We start from the raw sequence: 23,967 nt of genomic DNA, 5'->3' as shown, positions 1-23,967 counted from the left end.
ACACGGCCCCGCCGGCCCGCCCCCACGCCCCGGAACACGCCCTGAAAAGCGCACCACACGCCCTGAGAAAGGGGACACCCCCATGTCGAGCAGCGGACACAGCGGTCCGGAGCAGCCGCCGAGCAGCGGCGGCAGCGTGAGCATCGGCTCGATGACCGGAGGATCGGTCGCCACCGGCAGCCACGGCACGGCGACGTCGTACAACACCACCGGCGCGGGAGCGGACCCCCGGCACGCCGAACTCCTCGCCGTCATCCGTGACTTGCGCGGCGCACTGCCGCCGGTGGCGGACCGCAGCGCCGAGGACGCGACGCTCGACGGCGAACTCGCCGAGGCCGAGGCCGAGATCGCCGGGACCGGCACCGCCGACACCGGCCGGCTCACCCGGCTGCTGGGCGGAGTACGGAGCTGGCTCGGGTCCCAGGGCGCCGCCGTCGGCGCGGTCGCCTCGGCCACCGCCGTCGTCCAGGGTGTCGCCCAACTGCTCGGCTGACGAGCCGGCCCCACCCGACGACGGACCCGCCACCGCGGCAGGGAGGACAGCAGCGATGAGAGTGTTCGACACCGAGCGGCAGGAGTGGGGCGGATCACGACGTGAACGCCTCTTCCACGTCGAGCAGTACCTCGACCTGCCGCGCCAGCGGAGCGCCCTCCAGCGCACGGCGGTCGTCCTCGCCGTGTGCGGGGTCGCCTTCGGCACGTGGGCCCTGGTCTGGAAGGACGAGCCGGAACCCTACCGTCCGCCGGCCCAGGAGGCGCCCGTCGATCCGGGCGCGACCGACGGCGGCGCCACGGGGGAGGAGGGGGAGGAGGCGACGGCCGGCCCGGGCGTCACGGCAGCGCCGTCGCCGCCGTCGGGCTACGAGGCCCTGGACGACCCCGAGGGCTTCCGCATCGCCCTGCCCGAGGGATGGTCCCGCGACAGCACCCCGTCGCAGTACGGCATCGACATCGTCGAGTACCGCGCCCCCGACGGCATCCGCAGGGTCCAGATCTTCCAGCTCATGGAGGACTCCCCGCACGCCTCGGTGGTCGAGGCCCAGGGGACGGCGAGCAAACTCGACGGGTACCGGGAGATCCACGTCCAGTACGTGCCGGACCCGTCCGGGAACGAGGCGGCCGAGCACGAGTACACCGCGGACGAACTCAGCGGTGAACCCGCCGCCGGCTCCGCCTACCACGTCATCGACCACCGCTTCGAGGCCGTCGACGGAGAGCGCTACGCCCTCATCGCCTACGGCGCGCAGGACGACGGAGCCGAGGACGAACGCGAACTGCTCGACACGGCGCGCGCGTGGTTCTGCCCGCCGTCCACGCAGTGCCCGGCACCTGAGCCGTCCTGAACACGCCATGATGCAGCCATGATCACGATTCATCTGAAGTACGAGATCGACGCCGACAAGCTCGACGACTTCGAGGAGTACGGCCGCCGGTGGGTCGGGCTCGTCAACCGTTTCGGCGGGACGCACCACGGCTACTTCCTGCCGAGCGAGGGAGACAGCGACATCGCCTACGCCCTCTTCTCCTTCCCCAGCCTCGCCGCGTACGAGCAGTACCGCACGGACAGCATGTCGGACCCGGAGTGCCGGGCCGCGTTCGAACTGGCGCGCAGCACCGGCTGCATCAGGCGGTACGAACGCCGCTTCCTGCGGCCGCTGGACGGCGTGTCGTAGACGAGGGCGAGGACACGGCCGTCGCAGCCGTGACGCAGGATCGCGTCCTGCCGGGGGCACCTTGCACGAGATGCCCGGGACCCCGTCGCCGTGGTCCCGGGACAGGCACAGGGGCCACATCGCGCAGCGGTACCGGCTTCCCTAGTCGGCGGTGACCCCCCAGTAGCCGATGTGCGCGGGCCTGCCGTCGCGGTAGAGCACGGTGCAGTTCCCCTGGGCGCGGCCCGGGAAGGCCAACCGCTCGGAATCGAGAGCGGCGTCCCACTCCTCGTAGGTGGGCCGGCCGTGAGGGGCCCACGCACGCACCTCGGCGTCGGTCAGCGGTCGCATGAACGGACCGTCGTCGGTGTCCGAGGCCTCGATCATGAGAGGGAAGTCCAGCACGGTGCCCGTGCCGCCGGTGAAGACGTACTCCTGCCACTCCGGATCGCGCCACAGTTCCTCGACGGACCGGCCCTCGAAACCGTGGTCGTCCCGCGCCAGCTCGTCCTCCTGGGCCTGCCGGAACGCGGCCGCCGGATCCGGCTGATACGGGCCCGTGCGACTCCATGCGTTTCCGCCCATCCGCATCCCCTCCCCATCCGCACTGCTTGATCAAGACCAGAGCGTAGGGGACGGCACTGACAGGGCACCCCGCCCCGACGACGGTCACCCCCTGGAGGCCAACCGCAGCTCCCGCGGGGAGTGCTTTCCTCCCGGGCAGGCCCTTCGGCGTGTGCGAGGCCGTGCCGCACGCGTGCCACCGGAGTCCGCACGGTGTCCCCGTCCCTCAGGGACCGCCCGGACGATCAGTGACCGCACCCGTGCCCGGTGGCTCCTCAGTAATGGCTCGTCACCACGGCGGAAAGGCACGCGACGACCGCGACCGCGCAAAGACCGGTGAGGGCGATCAGCGCACAGCCGAGCGCTCCCGTGGTCCAGGCGATCGCGGACCAGCCGAACCGTGTCGCTCGTTCGGCCCGCTGGACTGCTTCGTGGTGGTCACTGTCGTCGTACCAGCCGTGCTCAGCCATGTTCCCCCTCTGGGGACTCTACGGTTCGGCCGGGCTCCGGGCTGTCGCTTCTGCCGTACTCGCCGGCCGTACCGGGTAGCGTCCGCTCGATGAATCTCCACCTCTCCGACGACCTTCCTGACGGGCTGACGCGGACGGCCCGGTCCTTCGTCGGTTTGCACGGCATCAAGGTCGGAACCAGGCCGATCGAGGACCACAGGCGGTGGTGGCTCGAGCGGGACGTACCGGCGGCGGTGATCGACCGTATGGTCGCCTTCCAGCAGCGATGGGGCGGCCTGGTCCTGCCGCCCGGACCGCAGTACGACGGGGGCCCCAAGTACTTCCACCCTGACGCGCCGGAAGGATCGCCCTCTGGAGGGTGGTCGTTCGAGGCAGGGGACCAGCGGAGTGCAGTCCCCTACTCGTTCATGATCGGGCCCGCCGACGAGTTCGGCATCCACTCACATCGGTGGACACCCCTGCACGCCACCGTCGAAGGGTGGGTGGAGTCGCTCGCACTCACCCACCGTGCGTCCCTGTGCGCGAAGCAGATCACCAAGGTCACCGGCGACGACGTCGACGGCATCGCGCTGGACGGCTACGAGCCGGTGCGAGAGGTGAAAGGGCTGGCAGACACCTGGTGGCGAGGAACCGACTCGCTGGTGGCGGTCTATTCGGGGGAGGCCGACTGCCTGTCCTTCCCCGCGGCTCGCACTGCGTTGATCTACTCCGGCCTCGACGAGTGGGGGCTGGGAGGATGAGCCGAGGACACAGGCGGCCGAAAGCACCGGAGAACGCTCCCCGACTCGTCGCCGGTCTCGTTTCAGAAGAACCGGGCTTTCTCCGCTTCGGCAGGCCGGCCCGCATCCGCGCGCGACGCCCACGGGCACAGTGCCGGATTCCGGATCAGGCCGTGGGACGGCGGCGGGCGCGGACCAGGCGGACACCCTTCACGGCGTGGACAGCGGTCATGAGCGCGAAGCCGGCGAAGGCGGACCAGAACCAGGATTCCGTGGATGCCGCTTTCGGTCCGGACTCCACTGGTAGACACCGAAGGAGGGTTCCACCACCTCGCGGGGCCAGCGTCGGCGAACCTCGTCCAAACGGCGACGCTGATCGTCCACCCAGCCCTCCCCGAGGGCCACGGGCACGGTCACCGTCGCCATGGAACCCGGTACGTCGTCGACGATGACGTCGGGGCACCCGCGCTCTCCGTCGAGTCGGATTCTGATCTCGGGCGCGCGACCTCCCATCCAGCTGGTGTCCTGCCCCGCCGCTGACGAGTCGAGAGCTGTTTCCCATTCGGCCAGGTCGCCGGGCGAGAGCCAGACTTTCAGTCGCCCACTGACGAACCCGGTCGTCACCAGGACGTTCGCGATCAGCGTGTCATGGCCCGTCAGCACCCCCGGCATGTACCGTCCGGTCACCTGTACGACGACGCTGTTCCCCTCGTCGTCGGCGAGGTGGATCAGGTCTACGGCTCCTTGCCCGCTCATGTTCCCCCGTTCTCGGCGCCCGTCCGTCTCCCCGGCTTCGGAGCGACCCAGCACGCGACAGGCTAGTGCCGCGGCAGGCCACGTCTGCCAGTCGAGGACCGGTGTCCGGTGCGTGCTCTCGGTGTGCCGGCCGGAAGCCCTCGTAGCCCAACACCCCGTCGGCACAGGGGGAAACCGTGCACGGCGACGGGGATGTCAGAGGCTGGGCCTACAGTCCGGGCATGGCGATCAGACCTTCAGCACGTTGGCGTGCGCGCGTGGCCGAAGAGGCGAGGCAACTCACGGCCGGGACGCGCGCCCCGAGCGATGCCTTCCTGTCCGAGCTCTTCCCCGAGTCGCTGCTGGCGGCCACCGACGAGGCACTGCACGCGTTCGAGTCGGAGGTGGAGGCTCTCCGGGACCGGGACGACGAGCAGGTCTTCGATGCGATCAGAAGCGTCGTGCTGGCGCTGAACGAGATCAACGAGAAACACGGCGGCGCCGGTTACGAGACCCAGGAGCGTGAAGAACTGTGCCTCTACATCGATCAGACCCTGACGGAGCACGGCGTCGACGTCCCGGCGCTGGCGGCAAGGCGAGGCATCGACCGCGCCGAGATCACGGATGACTGGCGGGACTGGTAGCCGTCGCTGTACGGCAACGGAGTACGGCGATCCCCGCAGCCGTCAGTGCCCGACACCGGCCCTCACGGTCCTCCCGGCAGCCTGGACGACCTCCGATGACCGCTCTCTGCGGAGAGCTGCGGATCAGAGGACTGTCCAGACGCACACCGGTCGGCCCCCACCGGACAGCTACCTTTGACCCGTGAACGGCAGAAGCGGACGGATCGAGGCGGCAGCCCGGTCCGTTGTCTGGTGGGCCCTGACAACAGTGGGGTTCCGCCTCACCGGGCTGCTCATCCACGACCTCAGGAGCTGGCCGACGTGCGCCGCGATGGCCGTCGTTTCGATCGCCACCGGGGAGCTGTCGGAGCGATGGCACCGCCGTCGGCGAAGGATGAAGTCACAGAGGTCTCCGGACACCGTCCCTTCGGCGATCCGCACCACAACCGCACCAGGTCGAGCGGAGGACGGCGGGGAATCATGGTGAAAGCAGCCAGGCCCGACGGGACGGCATCCCGGCCGTTCGCCCGTCTCGGCGACTGCCCCGGCCTCAATGAGTCGCAGCATTCCAAGCTGAGTGAGGTGCCAAGCCCGCCGACGCGAAGAAAGCCGTAGGGTTCCGTCCATGGTGACTGCGACTGTCCGCGAGTGGGACGACGAGGAGGGGTGGGGCGTTCTCGACTCCCCCGACACCCCCGGCGGCTGCTTCGGCCACTACGCCGACATCCGGGCGACCGGCTTCCGCACGCTGTCGCCCGGACAACGGGTTGACCTCACGTGGGAGGCCCCCGGCTTCAAGCAAGACGGGTATGACTACCGTGCGGTGAGCATCGTGCCCCGGCCGGCCTGACATCCACACCTGACACCAACGACGGCGAACGCCCACGGTCTCCGGCAGCCCGCCCTGCCCTCGCACCCGCTGCCCCGGTATGCAGTGCCGCTCCGTTGATCGAACTTCTCAAGCGGATGTCGCAGGTTCGCATCCTGTCGGGGCATCGGTTCGAAGGCTCCCGACCCGTCATCGCCCGGGCCTTCGACGCTTCACGCGCCGTCGGGTGCACGGTCGGCCGCGAGGTCGCGCCGGAACGGGGCGTGCGGCCGTGGAAGCCTTCGCGTCCGCCGGCCGTCAGTAACGGTGGCCGGGCCAGTGCGGATCCGTCCAGCGGTCCTCGCCGGTGAGTCCGAGCAGCCGTATTCGGTGCCGCAGATCCTCCGGTGCGTCCGACTCCCGGAGCCGCGTCGCAGCGTGGCCGAGGAGCCAGGCCACCAGTTCGGCGCGCATCTCCTCCTCGTCGTGCTCGTACCAGCCGACACTCCACGGCAGGCTCTCTCCGAGAAGCTCGTACTCCCACTCTGCGGCCGCCTCGGCAAGACGTCGGTCGCTGAGGTGGCCGGTCTGCTCCTCCCAGTCGGCAAGCCAGGGGCCGAGCGTTCCGGACGCCTCGGCACACATCGCGAAAACCTGGTGCGCCGGGACGACCGCATCCGGACCGGTGAGGCTCTCCGCCAACCAAGCGTGCAGGAACTCGCTTACCGAAGCGGCCTGTTCGTCGGGCCATTGCTGCCAGCGGCCGCGGGCGAAGGAGTCTCCGGCCTCTTCCAGTCCGAACAGGGCTTGCGCGCGACCGGCCACCAGGGCCGCGGCGAACTGCGGCAGGATGCGGCGCAGCACGGCCGCGTGATCGGTCCAGTCGGAGGCCTGCCAGGTCCGGCGCAGGAGGTCCGGCTCCAGTTGCACACCCGGCGTCTTCAGAAGGGCGAGCTCCTCCGAACTGCCCCAGTGGCATTCGCAGTTGTGCTCGTCCGGATGTACGGTCATGCCGTGGAAGGTGACGGAGAGGTTCTCCAGGGCGACGCTGAGGCGGCGGCGTGCGGGACGGTCGGCGAGATGCAAGATGTACCCGGCCTTCGGGGACTCCGTACGGCTTCCGCCGGCCGAAGATCCCCACGCTACCCGGTGAGGCGAGGCCCTGCACCGGCCGCTCGGGGACCGGGGTCCATGGGGAGCAGGCAGCGACGCGAGGAACGTTGGGCCCGGACTGACACATCGACGAGTGACATCAGAGGCTGACATCAGCGGCTGACGTCAGCGGCGCCGGACGACAGCCCGTCTGGTCGTGGGCGTGCTCCCGTGGAGTTCCGGTGGACGGCTCCCCGCCTGCCGGGCATCCGCAAGGCCCCGGCCGGCGGCGTTGTCTCAGACCCGAGGGGGTGCCGAAGCCGTGGGTGGCGTCGGCGGTATCGGCGGCGCCGGCGCGATGAGGAAGTCGTACTCGGGGCGCTCCCATCCCACCGCGGGCGGGTTCGCGGGCGCGGTCCCGGTGCGCACCGCGCCCATGCTCCGGTAGAAGCCCTCGGCCGGCGGATGCGCCACCACCCGGACGCGGTCGAGCCCGGCGGCGCGCGCCTCGGCCCGCAGGTGGGCGACGAGCAGCCGTCCGATGCCGCGGCCCTGCGCCTCGTCGGCGACGAACAGCAGGTCGAGTTCCTGCGGGGCGAGGAGCAGTGAGTAGAAACCGAGGACGCGGCTCTCGTGCTCGTCATCGGCGACGGCCACGAAAACGCGGTGGGCCTCGATGTAGCCGGGCCCGACCCGGTGGTCCGCGACCATGGCCGCGTACCGCCCCTCGTAGGCCCGCGAGCCACGCACGAGCCGCGTGAGCCGCTTGGCGTCCTTCGCGACGGCTCGCCGTACGGTGACCGGTCCGCTCCGCGGTGTAATGCCTGACGTCATATGGAGAGTATTACGCATCGGGAGGGTGTCCCGCGCCGGGGTGATCCGTCCGCCCCCTCGACCTCCTCGACCCTCTGGACGGCCTCCTCGACCTCCCCGACCCTCTCGACGTGAGGACGTGATCCGGAGAACGGACGACGCAGTCGTATCCGGCGGGACCCCGGGTACTCGTCGCCACGGGCCCGACCACCGGTCGGGCCGATCGTCCGGTGGGCGACCGCCCGGTGGCCGACGGCCCCGGCATCGCCGGTGAGAAGGGAGCGCGCAGATGAGCAGGGTCAAGGAAACGGTCGAGGTGGACGTCCCCGTCCGTACCGCCTACAACCAGTGGACGCAGTTCGAGCAGTTCCCCCGGTTCATGGAGGGCGTGGAGGAGGTCAGGCAGCTGGACGACCGCCACAACCACTGGACGACCAAGATCGGCGGTACCCGGCGCGAGTTCGACACCGAGATCGTCGACCAGCTCGCGGACGAACGCATCACCTGGCGCACCACCAGCGGCGACACCCACCAGAAGGGCACGGTCCGGTTCGAGCGCCTGGACGACACGCACACCCGGGTGGAGCTCGTGATGGACGTCGAGCCGAGCGGGATGGCGGAGAAGGCCGCCGATGTGCTCGGCACGATCGACCGGCGCGTCAAGGGCGACATGAAGCGCTTCAAGCAGTATGTCGAGGAGCGTGGGAGCGAGTCCGGAGCCTGGCGCGGCCGCGTCAAGCCGGGCGACGCCGGCTCCTCGCTCTGACACGACGGCCCCGCCGCTCCGTCCGCGGCAGCTGCCGAACAGGCAGCACAGGCAGCACAGGCCGTACGGGCAGCACGTGTCGCACAGGGAACACGGGCCGCCGGGCCGGCCGCGGCGATCGTCGAGGGGCGGGATGCGGGATGCGGGAAGACGCCTCGACCCGTACCCGCACCCCTGCCCGTGGTATCCGGGGGAGGTAGGGACGCTTCCACCCCTGGATCCGGGCGAGGGGGAAGCCACCGCGGACGTCGGCGCGGACCGTTCCGCCCCCCCCGGTTTCAGAGCGTTGAAACCGTGTTGAGAGCGAACTGAATCCGCCCCGCACCAAGCTGCGGGGCATGACAACGACACCGACCGCACTCGCCATCGCGGCGAAGGGGCTGCGCAAGTCCTACGGGGAGAAGGTGGTCCTCGACGGCATCGACCTGGCCGTCCCGCAGGGCACGGTCTTCGCTCTCCTCGGTCCCAACGGAGCCGGCAAGACGACCGCCGTCAAGATCCTCTCCACCCTCGTCACCGCCGACGCCGGCGACCTGCGCGTCGGCACCCACGACCTGGCCGCCGACCCGCAGGCGGTGCGTGCCGAGATCGGCGTCACGGGGCAGTTCTCCGCCGTCGACGGCCTGATCACCGGCGCGGAGAACATGCTCCTCATGGCGGACCTGCACCACCTTCCCCGTGGTGAGGGCCGTCGTACCGCCGCCGAACTGCTGGAGCGCTTCGACCTCGCCGAGGCCGCCGGGAAGCCCGTCTCCACCTACTCCGGCGGCATGAAGCGCCGCCTGGACATCGCCATGACGCTGGTCGGCGACCCGCGCGTCATCTTCCTCGACGAGCCCACCACCGGCCTCGACCCCCGCAGCCGCCACACCATGTGGGGGATCATCCGCGAGCTGGTCTCCGGCGGCGTCACCGTCTTCCTCACCACCCAGTACCTGGAGGAGGCCGACGAACTCGCCGACCGCATCGCGGTGCTCCACGACGGCAGGATCGCCGCGGAGGGGAGCGCCGACGAACTGAAGCGGCTCGTCCCCGGCGGCCACGTGCGGCTGCGGTTCACCGACCCGGTCGCGTACCGGTCCGCCGCCGTCGCCCTGGGCGGGGCGACCCTCCCCGGCCCACGGCTCCACCCGGGCGGGGCGGCCTCCGACGACGAGGCGCTGTCCCTCCGGATTCCCAGCGACGGCAGCCAGCGCGAACTGCGCGCCGTCCTCGACCGGCTGGACGCCGCCGGCATCGAGGCCGACGAGCTGACCGTGCACACCCCCGATCTCGACGACGTGTTCTTCGCCCTGACCGGCGGCACCGACCAGCCCGAGGAGACCGTCCGATGAGTTCCCCCCTGACTCCCGTCCGTCCCGCCCGTCCCGCCCGGCTCTCCCTCGCCGTCCGCGACTCGGCCACGATGCTGCGCCGCAACCTCCTGCACGCGCGCCGCTACCCGTCCCTCACCCTGAACCTGCTGCTCACGCCGATCATGCTGCTGCTGCTCTTCGTCTACATCTTCGGCGACGTGATGAGCACGGGCATCGGGGGCGGCGGCGCCGACCGCTCCGACTACATCGCCTACATCGTCCCGGGCATCCTCATGATGACCATCGGCGGCACCGTCATCGGGGCCGCGGTGTCCGTCGCCACCGACATGAGCGAGGGTCTCATGGCCCGTTTCCGCACGATGGCGATCCACCGCGGCTCCGTGATCATCGGGCACGTCGTCGGCAGCGTGCTGCAGTCGCTCGCCAGCGTGGTCCTCGTCGGTGCGGTCGCGGTGGCCATCGGCTTCCGGTCCACGGACGCCACGGCCCTGGAGTGGCTGGCCGCGTTCGGACTGCTCGCGCTGTTCGCCACGGCGCTCACCTGGATCGCGGTCGGCATGGGCATGGCCGCCCCGAACGCCGAGGCGGCCGCCAACAGCGCGCAGCCCCTGATCCTCCTCCCGCTCATCTCGAGCGCCTTCATCCCCGCCGACACGATGCCGGGCTGGTTCCAGCCGATCGCCGAGTACCAGCCGTTCACCCCCGCCATCGAGACGCTGCGCGGCCTGCTGCTCGGCACCGAGATCGGCGACAACGGGTGGATCGCGATCGCCTGGTGCCTGGGCCTGACCGCGCTCGGCCACCGCTGGTCGACGGCGTCGTTCAACCGCGACCCGAAATGAGCGCGCGGGCTGCCTCCCGCAGCTCGTCCCGCTCCAGGGCGGCGTACTCCGACACCGCGTCGGCGTACGCCGCCCGGTCGGCGTTCTCGGCCGCCCGCCGGGCGCGGTCCCGCGACATCGTCGGCTGGAACTCGCGCGCCACCCGCAGCCGTTCGGCGAGCGCGATCATCCGTACGGCCGAGGGGTCGCCGGACGCGATCCCCGCCATGCCGAGCGCGTGCAGAACCGTCCCGTACAACAGCAGCTCCATGGGCGGGCCGGCCGGGCAGCGGAGCCGGGTCCGCAACGCCTGCCGGAGCCGGTCGACCGGCTCCGCGACCAGTTCGGGACGGCCGGCGTGCGCGTGGGCCGTCACCGCCGCCGACTGGATCTGCAGCGCCGACGGGTCCAGCCAGGGGTCGTCGCCGCGCGTCGAGCCCGCCTCGAGCATCCGCTCCAGGGCGTCGCGCCACAGGCCGAGCCCGACCTCGGTCAGCCCCCGGGCGAGGGCGATCTCGGCGCGCCCGCCGAGATCGGGCCGGTGGAAGGAGTCCTGCTGCGGGGCGCCGTGGCTCTCCGCCTGCCGCAGCCAGTCCTCGGCCTCGTCGGGGTCGCCGCGCTGCAGGCAGGCCAGGACGAGGCCGTTGCGGATGAAGAGGTAGTCGTTCCCGTCGCCGAGTCGCGGCACCACCTCGAGCGTCGCCCTGAGGTGCTCGTAGGCCTCCTCGCCCCGCCCCGTCCGCAGACACAGCTCGCTCAGGCGGGAATGTCCCATGAGCCGCATGGACGGACTGTCGACCGGAGCCAGCGCGGTGAGTGTCCGGCGGGCCGAGGCGAGCGCGCGGTCGATGTCGTGCTCGTACTCCCAGACGTAGGTGGCGATGCACTCGGCGACGCCGGCGACCAGCGGCTGCTCGCTGTCGCAGAGATCCCGCAGCACGGCGTAGTCGGGAGGCAGCATCCCCGGGACCGCGCCCAGCACCACCGCGATGGCGCGCGGCAGCGTGTCCGGCGGGGCGGCGGGCAGCCGGCGGAGCGTGACGAGCTGGCGTACGGCGGCCGGCCCGTGGCCCACGAACAGGGCCGTCGTGCCCAACACCGCGGCTGCGCGGGCGACTTCTATGAACTCGGGCTCGGGGCGGTAGTGCGACAGCGGCGGGCCGGTGTCCGCGGCGAGGGCCGCGAGGCGCGGGAAATTGGAGTCGGTGGACCACAATGCGGCGAGGACGGCGGTGAGCGCGGCGAGGGTGGGGCCGTCCCCACGGGCCAGGGCGTGTCGCAGGGCCAGCACGAGGTTGTCCTGCTCGGCCCTGATCAGCTCCCCGGCGACCCGCGGTTCCGGGCCGAAGAACCAGTCGTGGTACGTGACCCCGAAGTCCCGCGCCCAGGCGAGGAACCGGCCGACGGCCTCCTCTTCCCCGCCCGCCTCCGCGCACCGGGCCGCGCTGAACTCCCGTACGGTCTCCAGCATCCGGAACCGCACACCGGCCGGGGTGTCGGCGACGGTGAGCAGCGACTGGTCGGCCAACTGCTCCAGCAGCGACAGCGCGTCCTCGCCCAGCACCCGTTCGGCCGCGTCCCCCGAGAAGCCGCCGGGGAAGACGGACAGCGTCCGCAGTGCCGCCCGGGCGTCCGGGGCGAGCAGGTTCCAGCTCCACTCCACGACCGCGTGCAGCGTGCGGTGGCGCTCCGGCACGTCCCGGACCCCGCCCCGCAGCAGCGCGAACCGGTCGCCGAGGCGGCGGGCGATCTCCGGCACCGACAGCACCCGTACCCGTGCGGCGGCCAGCTCCACGGCGAGCGGCAGCCCGTCGAGGTGGCGGCACAGCTCGGCCACCGCGTACGGCGGCAGCTCCACGCCGGGCCGGGCGGCCCGCGCCCGCTGCGTGAACAGCTCGGCCGAGGTGCCGGGACCCAGCTCCGGCAGCACGTACACCGCCTCCGAGGTGAGGCCCAGCGGGGCCCGGCTGGTGGCGAGCACCCGCAGGTCCTTCGACGACGACACGAGGGCCCGTACGAGGTCGGCGACGCCCCGGACGACCTGCTCGCAGTTGTCCAGCACCACCAGAGCGGGCCCGGAGCCGAGCACGGCGAGGACGCCGGCCACCGGGTCGGCCGAGGCGTGGCCGCCCACGGCGCCGTGCCGCCCCTCGCCCGCGCCGAGCACCGAGGCCACCTCCGCCGCGACGTCCTCGTCCGCGGTGACACCGGCGAGCGGCACGCAGTACACCACGCGCTGCTCGGCCCGGCGGCCGACGGCGTGCGCGAGCCGGGTCTTGCCCAGGCCCCCGGGGCCGACGACGGTCACCGCGCGCGAGGCACGCAGCAGCCGCCGCACCGCCGCGACGTCCTCGTCCCGGCCCAGCAGCGGGTTCGGTTCGTGCGGCACGCCGTACCGGACCGCCGGCGCCTCCCCGTCCAGCAACTCCCGCTGCACCGCCTTGAGTCCGGGCCCCGGGTCCGTACCCAGCTCGTCGCGCAGCCGACGGCGGTAGGTCTCGTACCGGGTCAGCGCGGCGGACGGCCCCGCCGTGGCCGCCTCGCCCCGCAGCAGCTCGGCGAGCACCTCCTCGTCGCGCGGACGCTCCGCGGCGGCCTCGGCCAGCGGCCCGGCCGCCTCCGCGTGCCGCCCCAGCCGGGCCAGCGCGAGGGCCCGCGCGCGGACGAGCGCGCCCCGGACGGGCCGGCGCGCGGTGCGCAGCGCGGCCACCGGGTCGTCGGCGTCGCCCGCCCCGTCTGGGCTGCCGTCCCACAGCGCGAGCCCCGCCTCCGCCGCGGCCAGCGATCCCGCGTGGTCGCCGCCCCTGGCCCGCTCCGCGCTCGCGGCGGCGTGCAGCAGCAGGGCGGAACTGTCGACCCGGTCCGCGGCGAGGGCGAGCCGGTACCCGGTCGGCGTGCCGGCGATGACGTCGGCGCCCAGCTGCGCCCGCGCCCTGGACACCAGGACCTGAAGTGCCTTGCCCGGCCGCTCCGGCAGCCGGTCCGGCCACAGCCCCGCGACGAGCCGCTCGGTGCCGCAGCCGGCGCGCAGGTCGCCCGCGAGCAGCGCGAGGAGACCACGGAGCCGGGGCGCGGTGACCTCCTTCCCGAGATGGGCGACACGCGGCAGCAGGGTCAGGTCGGTGGTCACCCGTGCAGATTAACCAAGCCCGCCGATCGCCCGCGGCAGAGCCGATTTTCCGGAGCCGGGATGGGTAGGGGTCTCTCCACAAGGAGAGCGTGAAACAGCCGCCCGGTCAGCTGTGAGGTGTGTGAGCACTCCTTACGCGTACCTTTCCGGGGGACGGACAGGCCGTACCGGTGACCACGGACGGTGTGCCCCCTTCACGCGCTCGCGTCCTCGGAAGGGGGCCCTGTGGAGCCGTGGCTGATCTGGGTGATCATCGCGGGATTCTTCGCCCTGGCGGAGATCTTCACGCTCACCGCCGCACTGGGCATGCTCGGCGGTGCCGCGCTGATCACGGCCGGCACCGCTGCCCTGGGGCTGCCCGCGCCCCTCCAGCTCCTCGTGTTCACCGTCGTCGCCACGCTCAGCGTGGTGTTCCTGCGCCCGGTCGCGCTGCGACACGTGCTGCAGCCCCAGACGGAGCGGTTCGGCGTCGACGCACTGATCGGGAAGTCCGCCTACGTCGTCTCCGAGGTGACCGGAGCCGGTGGCAGGGTCCGGATCGAGGGCGAGGAGTGGACGGCGCGCGCCTATGACGAGACGTTGGTGATTCCCCCTGGAACGGCCGTGGACGTCATGGAGATCAGCGGCTCCACCGCACTCGTCTACCCCCGGGAGTGAACCATGGAAGCTTCGGCGTTCCTCATCGCCGGCCTGATCGTTGCCCTGCTGGCGGTCCTCACCGTGGTGCGGGCGGTGCGCATAGTGCCCCAGGCGCGCGCCCGCAACGTCGAACGACTGGGCCGTTACCACCGGACGCTGAAACCCGGCCTCAGCCTCGTGATCCCCTTCGTCGACCGCGTGTATCCGGTCATCGACCTGCGGGAACAGGTCGTCTCCTTCAAACCGCAGCCGGTGATCACCGAGGACAACCTGGTCGTCGAGATCGACACCGTGCTGTACTTCCAGGTCACCGATCCACGCGCGGCCTTCTACGAGATCGCCAACTTCCTCCAGGCGGTGGAGCAGCTCACCGTCACCACCCTGCGCAACGTGGTGGGGTCCATGGACCTGGAGAAGACCCTCACCTCCCGCGACACCATCAACAGCCAGCTCCGCGGTGTGCTGGACGAGGCCACCGGCAAATGGGGTCTCAGGGTCAACCGGGTGGAGATCAAAGCCATCGATCCTCCCCAGTCCATCAAGGACGCCATGCAGAAGCAGATGCGGGCCGAGCGGGACAAGCGGGCCGCGATCCTCGGTGCCGAAGGGCAGCGGCAGTCGCAGATCCTCACCGCCGAGGGTGACAAGCAGGCCGCCGTCCTGCGCGCGGAGGGCAACCGCACGGCCGCGATCCTCCAGGCCGAAGGGCAGTCCCGGGCCATCGACGAGGTGTTCCAGGCCGTGCACCGCAACGACCCCGACCCCAAGCTGCTCGCCTACCAGTACCTCCAGACGCTGCCCCACCTCGCACAGGGTCCGGGCAACAACTTCTGGGTGATCCCCAGCGAGATCACCTCCGCGCTCAGCGACGTGTCACGGGCGTTCAGCGAGGTCCTGCCCCAGTCGCCGGCCACGCGCGAGAAGCGCTCGGACGGCGGAGCGGCCCAGGCGGCCAGCGACGCCGCGCAGGCCGCGGAGGCGGCTGCCGAGGCCCTCGCCGACGCGGCCAGGGCCGACGGCACCGCTCCCCGCGCCCTCCCCGACGACCTGAGCCCCGGAAACGGGTGACCGGCGTCCGGTCGCCGTTGCCGGGGCGGCCGCACGGGGAGGCGGTGGCTTGGCTGTTGCCGGGGCGGCCGTGGGCGGGCGGTGACTGTTGCCGGGGCGGCCATGGGTGGGCCGTTGCCGCGCCGGCTCCGCGGCGGTGGTTCCCGTCGCTTTTGCCGAGACGACGACCGCTCCGGTCGACGGGCCGGCCCGGATCCCGGACGCCCCGACGGCCGTCGACGCGGGACCCGTGACCTGCGCCGGTGCGCGCCCCGGTCGGTCCGGCGGCCGGGGTCAGTTCGGTGGGCGTAGTCCCGCGATGAGGACCTCGACCAGCCGGCGGGCGTCGTAGCGGGGGTCGTTCTCCGCGCCGATGCAGAGGTTGCCGACGCCCCGCATCAGCGCGTAGGCCTCCAAGTCGGAGCGGATCTCCCCGGCGGCGGCCGCGGCCTCGAGCAGTTGGGCGCACACGGGCACGAGGCGGTCGAGGAAGTGGGTGTGCAGCGTCTCGAAGCCCGCCTCGTCGGACTGGAGCACGGCGGCGAGGCCGTGCTTGGTGACCAGGAAGTCGACGAAGAGGCTGATCCATCGCCCCAGGGCGACGTACGGGGCCGGGCTCGTCGCCAGCAGCGCCGGACCGGCCTCGGCGCAGGCTTCGACCTGGTGCCGGTAGACGGCGACGATGAGGTCCGCCCGCGTCGGGAAGTGGCGGTAGATCGTGCCCACCCCGACACCGGCCCGGGCCGCGATGTCGCGGACCGGCGCGTCCACGCCCGAGGTGACGAAGGCGGCGGCGGCTGCGTCGAGAAGGCTCTCCTTGTTGCGCCGGGCGTCCTTCCGCTTGGGCTCCGCCGCCTGTTTCCCGCGCTCTTCGCTGTCGCCCACGTGCGGCTCCGTCCCCTGCTCACCTTGCAAAACGGAACGTCGTTCCGTATCGTCTTTTCCGGAACGAGGTTCCGTTTGCTCATGATGCCAGAGCACGGACCGGCCACCAAGCCACGCACCCGCACCCGCACTTCCACCACGCTTCACCCGCCATGGAGGAGAAACGGTCATGCAGTACCGCACCCTGGGCCGAACCGGTGTACAGGTCAGCTCCCTCGCGCTCGGCGCGATGAACTTCGGCGCGCTCGGACGCACCACCCAGGACGAGGTCACCGCCATCGTCGACGCCGCCCTCGAGGCCGGCATCAACCTCATCGACACCGCCGACGTGTACAGCGGCGGCGAGTCGGAGGAGATGATCGGCAAGGCCGTCGCCGGCCGCCGCGACGACATCGTCCTGGCCACCAAGGCCGGCATGCCGATGGGCGACGAGCGCAACCACCGGGGCGGTTCCCGCCGTTGGCTGGTCAGCGCGCTCGACGACAGCCTGCGCCGCCTCGGCGTCGACCACGTCGATCTCTACCAGATCCACCGGTGGGACCCCAGCACCAGTGACGAGGAGACCCTGTCGGCCCTGACCGACCTCCAACGCGCGGGCAAGATCCGCTACTTCGGCTCCTCGACCTTCCCCGCCCACCGCATCGTCCAGGCGCAGTGGGCCGCCCGCGAACACCACCTCGGCCGTTACGTCACCGAACAGCCCAGCTACTCCGTCCTCCAGCGGGGGGTCGAGACCCACGTGCTTCCCGTGACCGAGCAGTACGGCCTCGGCGTCCTCGTGTGGAGCCCGCTGGCCTCGGGCTGGCTGTCCGGCGCCGTCCGCGCGGGCCGCGACATCACCACCAGCCGCTCGACGTTCATGCCCCAGCGCTTCGACACCGCCCTCCCCGCCAACCGGGCCAGGCTCGACGCCGTCGAGCAGCTGGCCGAGGTCGCCGACGAGGCCGGCCTGACCATGATCCAGCTCGCCCTCGGATTCGTGACCGCGCATCCCGCCGTGACCGGCGCGCTCATCGGTCCCCGCACGCTGGACCACCTGCACGCGCAGCTCGCCGCCGCCGACACCGTGCTCTCCGCCGACGTGCTCGACGCGATCGACGCCGTCGTGGCCCCCGGCACCGACCTGGCCGCACACGAGAAGCACGACACCCCGCCGGCGCTGTTCGACCCGTCCCTGCGGCGCCGCTGACCGCCCGGGGGCGGTGGCCACGGTCCGCCTCGGCCCGTCGGCCCCGGGCGATCACGCGATCACGCGATCGTGAGGGTCGGGCGGGATCACCCACCCGACGGCGAACGGGGGAGGGGCCGGTCACCTCCGGGGCGGCACGAGCAGGGTGTGGACGTCCCGGCCGGCGAAGACCAGGCCGTCGGGGTGGCCGAGGTCGATGGCGAGCGCCAACTCCTCGTCGGTGGGCCAGTTGGCCGCCAGCAGACCGAGCTGCACCTGATGCCCGATGTGCACCTCGGGCAGCGCGTGGAGCATGCGCTCCACGGACGTGAAGACGGGAACCGTGTGCGGCCGCGGCGGGTCGTCGATCACCGGGAGGGTCAGCCTGCCGTCCTGCGGGGAATGACGGGCGACGAACTCGTCCGGCTCCGGAACCAGGATGTCGCAGGCGACGAGGGTGTCCAGCACCGTCCGGTCGTCGGGCGTGCGGTTGAGGTCGCGCAGCGCCTCCTGGGCGGCCGCCACGAGCAGTTCCTCGGGGATGCTGTCGTCGCGCATGGCTTCACCCCATCGTGGCCCCGGCCGGACCGCCCGGTGCGGGGTGCGCCGGACGGCGCGTGGCTTCACCTTCCCGGTACCCGGCGCAGGTCGGGCCATGCGGGCCCCCGGGCGCGGACGCTCTCGCGTCCCCCCTTCCCTCCCGCCCCCGGTACGGGCCGCGGGGCGCCGGTCGGCGGTCCGGCCTCCCCGACGGCGCCGTGGATCACCCGGACGGCAGGGCCGCTCGTGCTCCGGGCCCCGGCGCGGACGATCCGCCGCCACGGCGCCGACGCCCCCACGGGCGCCCGACGCGGCATCACCGCCGCCGACGTGTCCGCGCCGCCGGCACGGGCGCACGGACCATCCGCCCCCCTCCCCGCCGAGGTCGCCGGATATTAATGCCGTGCCGGGACACCGACGGTGGTGCAGACTCGCTCCATGGCCGACATGGGGGCGTTCCGGGACGAGGTGAGTGCCTGGGCGGCCGGCGGTCCGGGCGGGCCGGCGAGGGATCTGGCGGTGCGCCTGGGGATACGGGCCGCGGTGCTCCTCGAAGGTCCGAGCGATCTCGCCGCCGTCGAGGCGCTGGCCGCACGGCGCGGCCGGGACCTGGCCGTCGAAGGGGTGTGCGTCGTGTCCATGGGAGGGGCGATGAGCGTTGCCCGCTACGCCGACGTCCTCGGCCCGCCCGGCCTCGGACTGCGCCTGGCCGGACTCTGCGACGAACGTGAACAGCCCTTCTACGACCGGGGCCTGGAGCGGGCGGGGGCGCCGCGCCGGGATTTCTTCGTGTGCGTGACGGACCTGGAGGACGAACTCGTCCGCGCGCTGGGGCCGGCGAAGGCCGAGGAGGTCGTCCGGGCCGAGGGCGACTTCCGCGCCTGGCAGACCTTCCTGCACCAGCCCGCCCAGCACGGCCGGCCCCGCCAGCAGCAGTTGCGGCGCTTCCTCGGCACGAAGAAGGGCCGCAAGATCCGCTACGGCCGCCTCCTGGTCGAGGCCCTCGCCCCCGACCGGGTACCGGCCCCGCTCGACGACCTCCTCGGGAGCCTGTGACCGGCGGCCCCGTGACGCGAGCGACGGGGAGAGCTGCCGGCGCGACGGCGATCGGACTCCGTCACAAAGGAGTTGACCGGACGACGCCGCCTGGGCAGGGTCGGCAGCGTCCCGCCACGACCTGATGACAGCAGCCTTCCCGCTGTCCCACCGCCCTGCCCCGGCGGAGCGGGCCGTGGGACCGCGGGCCGACCGACCGGAGAACCCGAGCAATGACCTCTCACCTGCACGCGCTCACCTTCGACGCGAACGACCCGACCCGCCTCGCCCGCTTCTGGGGCGACTTCCTGGGCTGGGAGAGGACCGACGACTCCCCTGACGGCATCCAGCTCCTGCCCGGCGACGACACCGGGTTCCGGATGCGGTTCCTGCCGACCCGGGAGCGGAAGACGAGCCCGAACCAGATGCACTTCGACCTGACGAGCACCTCCCTCGACGACCAGCGGCAGACCGTGGCGAGGGCGGTCGGACTCGGCGCCCGGCACATCGACATCGGTCAACGCCCGGAGGAGGGGCACGTGGTGCTCGCCGACCCCGAGGGCAACGAGTTCTGTGTCATCGGGCCGGGCAACGACTTCCTCGCGGACTGCGGATTCATCGGGGCGCTCGCCTGCGACGGTTCGCAGGAGGTCGGCTACTTCTGGAGCCGGGCGCTGGGCTGGCCGCTGGTCTGGGACCAGGACGAGGAGACCGCGATCCGCTCCCCGCACGGCGGTCCCAAGGTCACGTGGGGCGGCCCGCCGCTGAGGACGAAGACCGGGAAGAACCGGCTCCACTTCGACATCGCACCACCCGCCGACGGCGACCAGCGGGCGGAGGTCGACCGACTCGTCTCCCTCGGGGCGAAGCGCATCGACATCGGCCAGGGCCGGACCGATCGGGTGGTGATGGCCGACCCGGACGGCCATGAGTTCTGCGTGCTGCCCCCTCGATGACGAGGACGCCCGGAAGGCGTCGGCCGTGGTCGTTCTCCGAACAGGCCGGCACGGTGAGCGGATCCGCACCCGGGACCGGACGGCCCCGCCGCCCGTGACATCGCGGCACCGACGGATGATCGTCTTCCGCGGCCCGTCACCTGCGTGTACGTTCGAACGGACTCGGGGCGGGGGGTCTTCACCCTGCCACATCCGTCACATCCGTCACACCCGCGCGAAAAGAACCCTTCATTCATGGACCTGGCCACGCGCCGTCGCAGAACGGCGCTGTTTCTCCTGTTCCTCGTACCCGGTCTGTCGATCTCCTCCTGGGTGACGCGGACGCCCGACATCAGGGACCTGCTCGGTGCGTCGACCGCGCAGATGGGAATCATCCTGTTCGGGCTCTCCGTCGGCTCCATGATCGGCATCCTCGGTTCCGGAGCGCTGGTGGCCAGGTTCGGCACCCGGCCCGTGATGGGCGCGGGGACGCTGCTGGTCATCCTCAGCATGGCGGTCGTCGGCGCCGGGGCGATGCTCACCTCCGCTCCCGTCGTCACCGCCGGTCTGTTCCTCTTCGGCGCCGGCATGGGCGGGGGAGAGGTCGCGGTCAACGTCGACGGTGCCGAAGTCGAACGGCTGGCGGGGCGCACGGTGCTGCCCACGCTCCACGGCTTCTTCAGCCTGGGCACCGTCGTGGGGGCCGCGTGCGGCATCCTGTGCACCGCGGCCGCCGTTCCGGTGCAGTGGCACCTGGCCGCCGTCGTCGCCGTCACGTCCGGCATGCTCGTCCACGCCCTCCGCGCCGTCCCCGCCGGGGTGGGAAAGACCCGGGACCAGGACCGGCGGTCCGACAGCGGTACCGCGTCGACCCGGGCGCAGGTCCTGAAGGACCGGCGGCTGCTCCTCATCGGCGGTGTCATCCTGGCCATGGCTCTGGCCGAGGGGGCCGCGAACGACTGGCTGCCCCTCCTCATGGTCGACGGTCACGGAGTGGACCCCGCCCTGGGGTCCGCCGTCTACACGGGGTTCGCCGCCGCCATGACGATCGGCCGCTTCGGCGGCGGCTTCCTCATCGACCGCGTCGGCCGCGCGCCCGTCGTGCGGGCCAGCGCCGTCTCGGCGACCCTCGGGATCGCCGTCGTCGCCTTCGCCGACTCCGCCCTCCTGGCGGGCGCCGCCGTGCTGCTCTGGGGCATGGGAGCCTCCCTCGGCTTCCCCGTCGCGCTCTCGGCGGCCGGTGACTCCGGCCCGGACGCGGCGGCCCGCGTCAGCCTCGTCGCCATGATCGGTTACGTCGCGTTCCTCGTCGGCCCGCCCGGCCTCGGTTTCCTCGGTGACCACTACGGCCTGCGCACCGCCATGATCGTCGTCCTCGTCCTCACCGCCGTGGCCATCGCCCTCGCCCCCGCCGTCGGCACCCGCTCCACCGCGACCCCGCGCACCCCCGACCCCGCGGCGCACCCCTGACGTCGACGCCCCTCGCGGGCGGTCCTCCGGCACGCGGTGCCGGGCGGCGGCCCGCCGTTCCGGGGGGATCCGCGCACACGTGAGGAAGGCCGGTGCCCGGCGCGACGACGTCGTGCACGCGATCCTTTTATCCGTTGCCCGAACAGCCGCGGATTGGTCCGAAAAATAAATTCCCTCGATCGGATGAGCGACCAATCCGCGAGGCCGTCGGGGCCGGATTCCCCACGTGACGGACGACGAGAAGAAACCGCGGAAACCCCGCTCGCCGATGCGGACGGCGCTCGGTGCGCTCAGCGGCGTACTGGCGGGCGGCACGGCGCTGGCCGTGGCCGAGCTGGTCTCGGCGTGGGTGCGTCCGCAGGCCGGTCCGGTCGTCGCCGTGGGCGGCGCCGCGATCGACCGTACGCCCGCCGCGGTGAAGGACTGGGCGATCCGTAATTTCGGCACCGACGACAAATTGGTGCTCCAGCTCGGAATTCTCGCGGTATTGGCCCTCTGCGCCACAGCGCTGGGCGTTCTCGCCCTGCGATATCGGCTTTTCGGTGCCGGGGGAGTTCTTCTCTTCGGGGTGGCGGGAGCGGCCGCGGCACTCGGCCGGCCCGACTCCGACGGTTTCACCGACGCGCTGCCCTCCGCGGCGGGCGCGGTCGTCGGAGCGGCGCTGCTGTACTTCCTCGCCGGCCGACTGGGGCCACGCGATGCCGCGCCGGACCTGCCGGACGGGACCTCACCGGAGCGCGACGCCTGCGAGGGCCCGGGCTGGGACCGCCGCGGCTTCGTGATCGCCGCCTCCGCCGCAGCCGTCGCCTCGGCCGGAGCGGGCGCCCTCGGCCGCGTCCTGAACGGATCGAGCGGCCGCGACGCGGTCGCCTCCCGCGAGGACGTCGTCCTGCCGTCCCCCGGATCGGCCGCTCCGCCGCTTCCCCCCGGCACCCGGTCGAGGATCCCGGGGATCACCCCCTTCGTCACGCCGAACAAGGACTTCTACCGGGTGGACACCGCTCTGGTGGTGCCCAAGGTGGACGCCACGTCCTGGCGGCTGCGCCTCCACGGCAAGGGGGTCACCAGGCCGGTCACGCTCACCTTCGACGACCTGCTGCGGCGCGAGCTGATCGAGCGCGACATCACGCTCACCTGCGTGTCCAACGAGGTCGGCGGCCCGTACGCCGGCAACGCCCGCTGGATCGGCGTACGTCTCGCCGATCTCCTCGCCGAGTGCGGCGTCCGGCCTCCCTCGCAGGGCGGACCCGCCGACCAGCTGGTGGCGCGTTCCGTCGACGGCATGACCCTCGGAACACCGGTGGAGGACGTGATGGACGGCCGGGACGCCCTCCTCGCCGTCGGGATGAACGGCGAGCCGCTGCCCTTCGCCCACGGCTTCCCGGTCCGCATGGTGGTGCCCGGCCTGTACGGCTACGTCTCCGCCTGCAAGTGGATCGAGGACATCGAACTGACCACGTTCGACGCCTACGACACCTACTGGGTCAAGCGGAAGTGGGCCCGCCGGGCACCGGTCAAGACCCAGTCCCGGATCGACACCCCGAAACCGTTCGCCCGCCCCCGGGCCGGCACCGTCATGGTCGCCGGGGTCGCCTGGGCCCAGCACCGCGGCATCGACAAGGTCGAGGTGCGCGTCGACGACGGGCCCTGGCAGGAGGCGCGGCTGGCGGCCGAGGGCTCGCGCGACACCTGGCGCCAGTGGTCCTTCCCCTGGCAGGCCACCAAGGGCGGCCACACCCTCACGGTGCGCGCCACCGACCGTACCGGTGCCGTGCAGACCGACATCCGCACCCGCACCATCCCCGACGGTGCCAGCGGCCGGCACTCCGTGGTGGTCACCGTCGAGTGACCCCCGCATGACCACACAAGCCACTTTTCCCCCTATGAACGCAGCGTTCGCTGCATCCATCCCTCAGGAGAGAACCATGATGAACACCCGTGTCCGTCGTATCGCCATGACCGTCGCCGCCGCCGCCGTACTGCCCTTGGCCCTGACCGCCTGCTCCGACGACGGTGGCGACTCCGCCTCCTCGGACTCCTCCAGCAAGGCGGCGGCCCCGGCGACGGCGTCCGACGACGGCATGGACGGTTCGACGAACACCTCCGCCATGGACGAGCCGTTCGGGCCGGCCTGTGCCTCGGTGCCGAAGGACGGCGCCGGCTCCTTCGACGGCATGGCCAAGGACCCGGTGGCCACCGCCGCGTCCAACAACCCCGCCCTGTCCACCCTGGTGACCGCGGTGAAGAAGGCCGGCCTCGTCGACACCCTCAACAACGCCCAGAACATCACCGTGTTCGCCCCGACCGACGACGCCTTCGCCAAGATCCCGAAGGCCGACCTGGACAAGGTCCTCAACGACAAGGCCACGCTGACGAAGATCCTCACCTACCACGTCGTCGGCCAGAAGCTGGCCCCGGCGGACCTGGAGAACGGCTCCTTCGACACGCTGGAGAAGTCGAAGCTGACCACCTCCGGCTCCGAGGAGTCGTACACGGTCAACGACTCCGCCAAGGTGGTCTGCGGCAACGTCAAGACCGCCAACGCCAACGTGTACATCATCGACACCGTCCTGATGCCCAGCAGCTGACGGCGGGCCGGGGACGCGGGCCGGGGACGACGGCCCGCGTCCTCGGCCCGCACCGGGCCGCTCGACGACGCGGACAGGGGTGGCCGGGGCGGGGTCCCCGGCCACCCCGCCGCTCGTCCCGCCGGTCCACCGACCCGCCGACCCGCCGATC

At 72.2% G+C, this 23,967-nt stretch carries 25 protein-coding genes; 17 read left to right on the top strand and 8 right to left on the bottom strand.

Annotation, left to right across the window (positions count from 1 at the left end; translation table 11 throughout):
• Window positions 1–82: 82 nt before the first annotated feature.
• Genes ACH4N1_RS21865 through ACH4N1_RS21855 form a run of 3 tightly spaced genes read left to right on the top strand, consistent with a single transcriptional unit; the run spans window position 83 to window position 1,673 of the window.
• Window positions 83–493, top strand: coding sequence for a hypothetical protein (locus ACH4N1_RS21865; protein WP_398099283.1), 411 nt, complete (start codon window positions 83–85; stop codon window positions 491–493).
• A 55-nt stretch (window positions 494–548) separates the two neighbouring features.
• Window positions 549–1,343 (top strand): hypothetical protein, encoded by a 795-nt coding sequence (locus ACH4N1_RS21860; RefSeq protein WP_398099282.1) that lies wholly within the window; start codon window positions 549–551, stop codon window positions 1,341–1,343.
• A gap of 18 nt (window positions 1,344–1,361) precedes the next feature.
• Window positions 1,362–1,673, top strand: coding sequence for an NIPSNAP family protein (locus ACH4N1_RS21855; protein ID WP_366058607.1), 312 nt, complete (start codon window positions 1,362–1,364; stop codon window positions 1,671–1,673).
• A 141-nt stretch (window positions 1,674–1,814) separates the two neighbouring features.
• Here ACH4N1_RS21855 and ACH4N1_RS21850 read toward each other — a convergent pair whose 3' ends face one another.
• Both ACH4N1_RS21850 and ACH4N1_RS21845 read right to left on the bottom strand, forming a co-directional pair.
• Window positions 1,815–2,237 carry a hypothetical protein gene (locus ACH4N1_RS21850; RefSeq protein WP_398099280.1) on the bottom strand — a complete coding sequence of 141 codons (423 nt, stop codon included), beginning with the start codon at window positions 2,235–2,237 and terminating at the stop codon, window positions 1,815–1,817.
• 254 nt (window positions 2,238–2,491) lie between these two features.
• Entirely contained in the window at window positions 2,492–2,686 is a 195-nt protein-coding gene (locus ACH4N1_RS21845; RefSeq protein WP_398099279.1) for a hypothetical protein, read from the bottom strand.
• Between the two features lie 89 nt (window positions 2,687–2,775).
• Here ACH4N1_RS21845 and ACH4N1_RS21840 point away from each other — a divergent pair, with 89 nt between their 5' ends.
• A complete protein-coding gene (locus tag ACH4N1_RS21840) occupies window positions 2,776–3,426 on the top strand; it encodes a hypothetical protein (RefSeq protein ID WP_398099277.1) in 651 nt (216 codons plus the stop codon).
• Between the two features lie 207 nt (window positions 3,427–3,633).
• Here the strand turns inward: ACH4N1_RS21840 and ACH4N1_RS21835 are convergent, their stop codons facing one another.
• Complete coding sequence (locus ACH4N1_RS21835) at window positions 3,634–4,161, bottom strand: DUF5959 family protein (RefSeq protein WP_398099275.1); 528 nt, start codon at window positions 4,159–4,161, stop codon at window positions 3,634–3,636.
• Window positions 4,162–4,382: 221 nt separating this feature from the next.
• On the opposite strand from ACH4N1_RS21835, the gene ACH4N1_RS21830 reads away from it, so the two are divergent.
• The gene (locus tag ACH4N1_RS21830; RefSeq protein ID WP_398099273.1) at window positions 4,383–4,784 is read left to right on the top strand and encodes a hypothetical protein; all 402 of its coding nucleotides are present in this window, start codon (window positions 4,383–4,385) and stop codon (window positions 4,782–4,784) included.
• 604 nt (window positions 4,785–5,388) lie between these two features.
• The gene (locus ACH4N1_RS21825; protein WP_398099271.1) at window positions 5,389–5,613 is read left to right on the top strand and encodes a cold-shock protein; all 225 of its coding nucleotides are present in this window, start codon (window positions 5,389–5,391) and stop codon (window positions 5,611–5,613) included.
• A 276-nt stretch (window positions 5,614–5,889) separates the two neighbouring features.
• Here ACH4N1_RS21825 and ACH4N1_RS21820 read toward each other — a convergent pair whose 3' ends face one another.
• Window positions 5,890–6,657 (bottom strand): hypothetical protein, encoded by a 768-nt coding sequence (locus ACH4N1_RS21820; protein WP_398099269.1) that lies wholly within the window; start codon window positions 6,655–6,657, stop codon window positions 5,890–5,892.
• A gap of 303 nt (window positions 6,658–6,960) precedes the next feature.
• Window positions 6,961–7,497, bottom strand: a complete 537-nt coding sequence (locus ACH4N1_RS21815; RefSeq protein ID WP_398099267.1) for a GNAT family N-acetyltransferase — start codon at window positions 7,495–7,497, stop codon at window positions 6,961–6,963.
• Between the two features lie 268 nt (window positions 7,498–7,765).
• Between ACH4N1_RS21815 and ACH4N1_RS21810 the strand changes: the two genes are divergently transcribed.
• The 3 genes from ACH4N1_RS21810 (at window position 7,766) to ACH4N1_RS21800 (ending at window position 10,400) form a co-directional block, all read left to right on the top strand.
• Window positions 7,766–8,242, top strand: coding sequence for an SRPBCC family protein (locus ACH4N1_RS21810; protein ID WP_398099265.1), 477 nt, complete (start codon window positions 7,766–7,768; stop codon window positions 8,240–8,242).
• A 338-nt stretch (window positions 8,243–8,580) separates the two neighbouring features.
• On the top strand, window positions 8,581–9,576 hold the full coding sequence (locus ACH4N1_RS21805; protein ID WP_398099263.1) for an ATP-binding cassette domain-containing protein: 996 nt from the start codon (window positions 8,581–8,583) through the stop codon (window positions 9,574–9,576).
• Window positions 9,573–10,400 carry an ABC transporter permease gene (locus ACH4N1_RS21800; protein ID WP_398099262.1) on the top strand — a complete coding sequence of 276 codons (828 nt, stop codon included), beginning with the start codon at window positions 9,573–9,575 and terminating at the stop codon, window positions 10,398–10,400. The genes ACH4N1_RS21805 and ACH4N1_RS21800 overlap by 4 nt, the downstream gene beginning before the upstream one ends.
• Here ACH4N1_RS21800 and ACH4N1_RS21795 read toward each other — a convergent pair.
• Window positions 10,381–13,509, bottom strand: a complete 3,129-nt coding sequence (locus tag ACH4N1_RS21795; protein ID WP_398099260.1) for an ATP-binding protein — start codon at window positions 13,507–13,509, stop codon at window positions 10,381–10,383. The two genes, ACH4N1_RS21800 and ACH4N1_RS21795, sit on opposite strands and share 20 nt — an antisense overlap.
• Before the next feature lie 225 nt (window positions 13,510–13,734).
• Between ACH4N1_RS21795 and ACH4N1_RS21790 the strand changes: the two genes are divergently transcribed.
• Together ACH4N1_RS21790 and ACH4N1_RS21785 are read left to right on the top strand one after the other, a co-directional pair.
• Complete coding sequence (locus tag ACH4N1_RS21790) at window positions 13,735–14,166, top strand: NfeD family protein (RefSeq protein ID WP_398099258.1); 432 nt, start codon at window positions 13,735–13,737, stop codon at window positions 14,164–14,166.
• Between the two features lie 3 nt (window positions 14,167–14,169).
• On the top strand, window positions 14,170–15,216 hold the full coding sequence (locus ACH4N1_RS21785) for an SPFH domain-containing protein (RefSeq protein ID WP_366058592.1): 1,047 nt from the start codon (window positions 14,170–14,172) through the stop codon (window positions 15,214–15,216).
• 273 nt (window positions 15,217–15,489) lie between these two features.
• On the opposite strand, the gene ACH4N1_RS21780 is transcribed toward ACH4N1_RS21785, so the two are convergent.
• The gene (locus ACH4N1_RS21780) at window positions 15,490–16,080 is read right to left on the bottom strand and encodes a TetR/AcrR family transcriptional regulator (RefSeq protein ID WP_398099256.1); all 591 of its coding nucleotides are present in this window, start codon (window positions 16,078–16,080) and stop codon (window positions 15,490–15,492) included.
• 169 nt (window positions 16,081–16,249) lie between these two features.
• Here ACH4N1_RS21780 and ACH4N1_RS21775 point away from each other — a divergent pair, with 169 nt between their 5' ends.
• Window positions 16,250–17,269 (top strand): aldo/keto reductase, encoded by a 1,020-nt coding sequence (locus ACH4N1_RS21775; protein ID WP_398099254.1) that lies wholly within the window; start codon window positions 16,250–16,252, stop codon window positions 17,267–17,269.
• A gap of 120 nt (window positions 17,270–17,389) precedes the next feature.
• On the opposite strand, the gene ACH4N1_RS21770 is transcribed toward ACH4N1_RS21775, so the two are convergent.
• Window positions 17,390–17,806: an SseB family protein gene (locus ACH4N1_RS21770; protein ID WP_398099252.1), complete on the bottom strand. Its 417-nt coding sequence runs from the start codon at window positions 17,804–17,806 to the stop codon at window positions 17,390–17,392.
• Between the two features lie 420 nt (window positions 17,807–18,226).
• Here ACH4N1_RS21770 and ACH4N1_RS21765 point away from each other — a divergent pair, with 420 nt between their 5' ends.
• From ACH4N1_RS21765 to ACH4N1_RS21745, 5 genes are all read left to right on the top strand, one after another.
• Complete coding sequence (locus ACH4N1_RS21765; protein ID WP_398099251.1) at window positions 18,227–18,844, top strand: TOPRIM nucleotidyl transferase/hydrolase domain-containing protein; 618 nt, start codon at window positions 18,227–18,229, stop codon at window positions 18,842–18,844.
• A 212-nt stretch (window positions 18,845–19,056) separates the two neighbouring features.
• On the top strand, window positions 19,057–19,779 hold the full coding sequence (locus ACH4N1_RS21760; protein ID WP_398099249.1) for a VOC family protein: 723 nt from the start codon (window positions 19,057–19,059) through the stop codon (window positions 19,777–19,779).
• Between the two features lie 234 nt (window positions 19,780–20,013).
• Window positions 20,014–21,228: an MFS transporter gene (locus tag ACH4N1_RS21755; protein ID WP_398099247.1), complete on the top strand. Its 1,215-nt coding sequence runs from the start codon at window positions 20,014–20,016 to the stop codon at window positions 21,226–21,228.
• 268 nt (window positions 21,229–21,496) lie between these two features.
• Window positions 21,497–23,077 (top strand): sulfite oxidase, encoded by a 1,581-nt coding sequence (locus ACH4N1_RS21750; protein WP_398099565.1) that lies wholly within the window; start codon window positions 21,497–21,499, stop codon window positions 23,075–23,077.
• A 79-nt stretch (window positions 23,078–23,156) separates the two neighbouring features.
• Entirely contained in the window at window positions 23,157–23,816 is a 660-nt protein-coding gene (locus ACH4N1_RS21745; protein WP_398099563.1) for a fasciclin domain-containing protein, read from the top strand.
• Window positions 23,817–23,967 lie beyond the last annotated feature (151 nt).

Source organism: Streptomyces sp. NPDC017202, assembly GCF_044331705.1.
Taxonomy (GTDB): Bacteria; Actinomycetota; Actinomycetes; order Streptomycetales; family Streptomycetaceae; genus Streptomyces.
Note: the sequence above shows the minus strand (reverse complement) of the source record. Positions and strands in the feature narration are given on the sequence as shown.

Excerpts from the sequence above, each read along its gene's own strand:
- ACH4N1_RS21840 (WP_398099277.1), top strand. The coding sequence starts at position 2,776 with ATGAATCTCCACCTCTCCGACGACCTTCCTGACGGGCTGACGCGGACG.
- ACH4N1_RS21855 (WP_366058607.1), top strand. The coding sequence starts at position 1,362 with ATGATCACGATTCATCTGAAGTACGAGATCGACGCCGACAAGCTCGAC.
- ACH4N1_RS21785 (WP_366058592.1), top strand. The coding sequence starts at position 14,170 with ATGGAAGCTTCGGCGTTCCTCATCGCCGGCCTGATCGTTGCCCTGCTG.
- ACH4N1_RS21805 (WP_398099263.1), top strand. The coding sequence starts at position 8,581 with ATGACAACGACACCGACCGCACTCGCCATCGCGGCGAAGGGGCTGCGC.
- ACH4N1_RS21765 (WP_398099251.1), top strand. The coding sequence starts at position 18,227 with ATGGCCGACATGGGGGCGTTCCGGGACGAGGTGAGTGCCTGGGCGGCC.
- ACH4N1_RS21835 (WP_398099275.1), bottom strand. The coding sequence starts at position 4,161 with ATGAGCGGGCAAGGAGCCGTAGACCTGATCCACCTCGCCGACGACGAG.
- ACH4N1_RS21815 (WP_398099267.1), bottom strand. The coding sequence starts at position 7,497 with ATGACGTCAGGCATTACACCGCGGAGCGGACCGGTCACCGTACGGCGA.
- ACH4N1_RS21755 (WP_398099247.1), top strand. The coding sequence starts at position 20,014 with ATGGACCTGGCCACGCGCCGTCGCAGAACGGCGCTGTTTCTCCTGTTC.
- ACH4N1_RS21860 (WP_398099282.1), top strand. The coding sequence starts at position 549 with ATGAGAGTGTTCGACACCGAGCGGCAGGAGTGGGGCGGATCACGACGT.
- ACH4N1_RS21850 (WP_398099280.1), bottom strand. The coding sequence starts at position 2,237 with ATGGGCGGAAACGCATGGAGTCGCACGGGCCCGTATCAGCCGGATCCG.
- ACH4N1_RS21750 (WP_398099565.1), top strand. The coding sequence starts at position 21,497 with ATGCGGACGGCGCTCGGTGCGCTCAGCGGCGTACTGGCGGGCGGCACG.
- ACH4N1_RS21760 (WP_398099249.1), top strand. The coding sequence starts at position 19,057 with ATGACCTCTCACCTGCACGCGCTCACCTTCGACGCGAACGACCCGACC.
- ACH4N1_RS21830 (WP_398099273.1), top strand. The coding sequence starts at position 4,383 with ATGGCGATCAGACCTTCAGCACGTTGGCGTGCGCGCGTGGCCGAAGAG.
- ACH4N1_RS21845 (WP_398099279.1), bottom strand. The coding sequence starts at position 2,686 with ATGGCTGAGCACGGCTGGTACGACGACAGTGACCACCACGAAGCAGTC.
- ACH4N1_RS21745 (WP_398099563.1), top strand. The coding sequence starts at position 23,157 with ATGAACACCCGTGTCCGTCGTATCGCCATGACCGTCGCCGCCGCCGCC.
- ACH4N1_RS21825 (WP_398099271.1), top strand. The coding sequence starts at position 5,389 with ATGGTGACTGCGACTGTCCGCGAGTGGGACGACGAGGAGGGGTGGGGC.
- ACH4N1_RS21810 (WP_398099265.1), top strand. The coding sequence starts at position 7,766 with ATGAGCAGGGTCAAGGAAACGGTCGAGGTGGACGTCCCCGTCCGTACC.
- ACH4N1_RS21800 (WP_398099262.1), top strand. The coding sequence starts at position 9,573 with ATGAGTTCCCCCCTGACTCCCGTCCGTCCCGCCCGTCCCGCCCGGCTC.
- ACH4N1_RS21775 (WP_398099254.1), top strand. The coding sequence starts at position 16,250 with ATGCAGTACCGCACCCTGGGCCGAACCGGTGTACAGGTCAGCTCCCTC.
- ACH4N1_RS21770 (WP_398099252.1), bottom strand. The coding sequence starts at position 17,806 with ATGCGCGACGACAGCATCCCCGAGGAACTGCTCGTGGCGGCCGCCCAG.
- ACH4N1_RS21865 (WP_398099283.1), top strand. The coding sequence starts at position 83 with ATGTCGAGCAGCGGACACAGCGGTCCGGAGCAGCCGCCGAGCAGCGGC.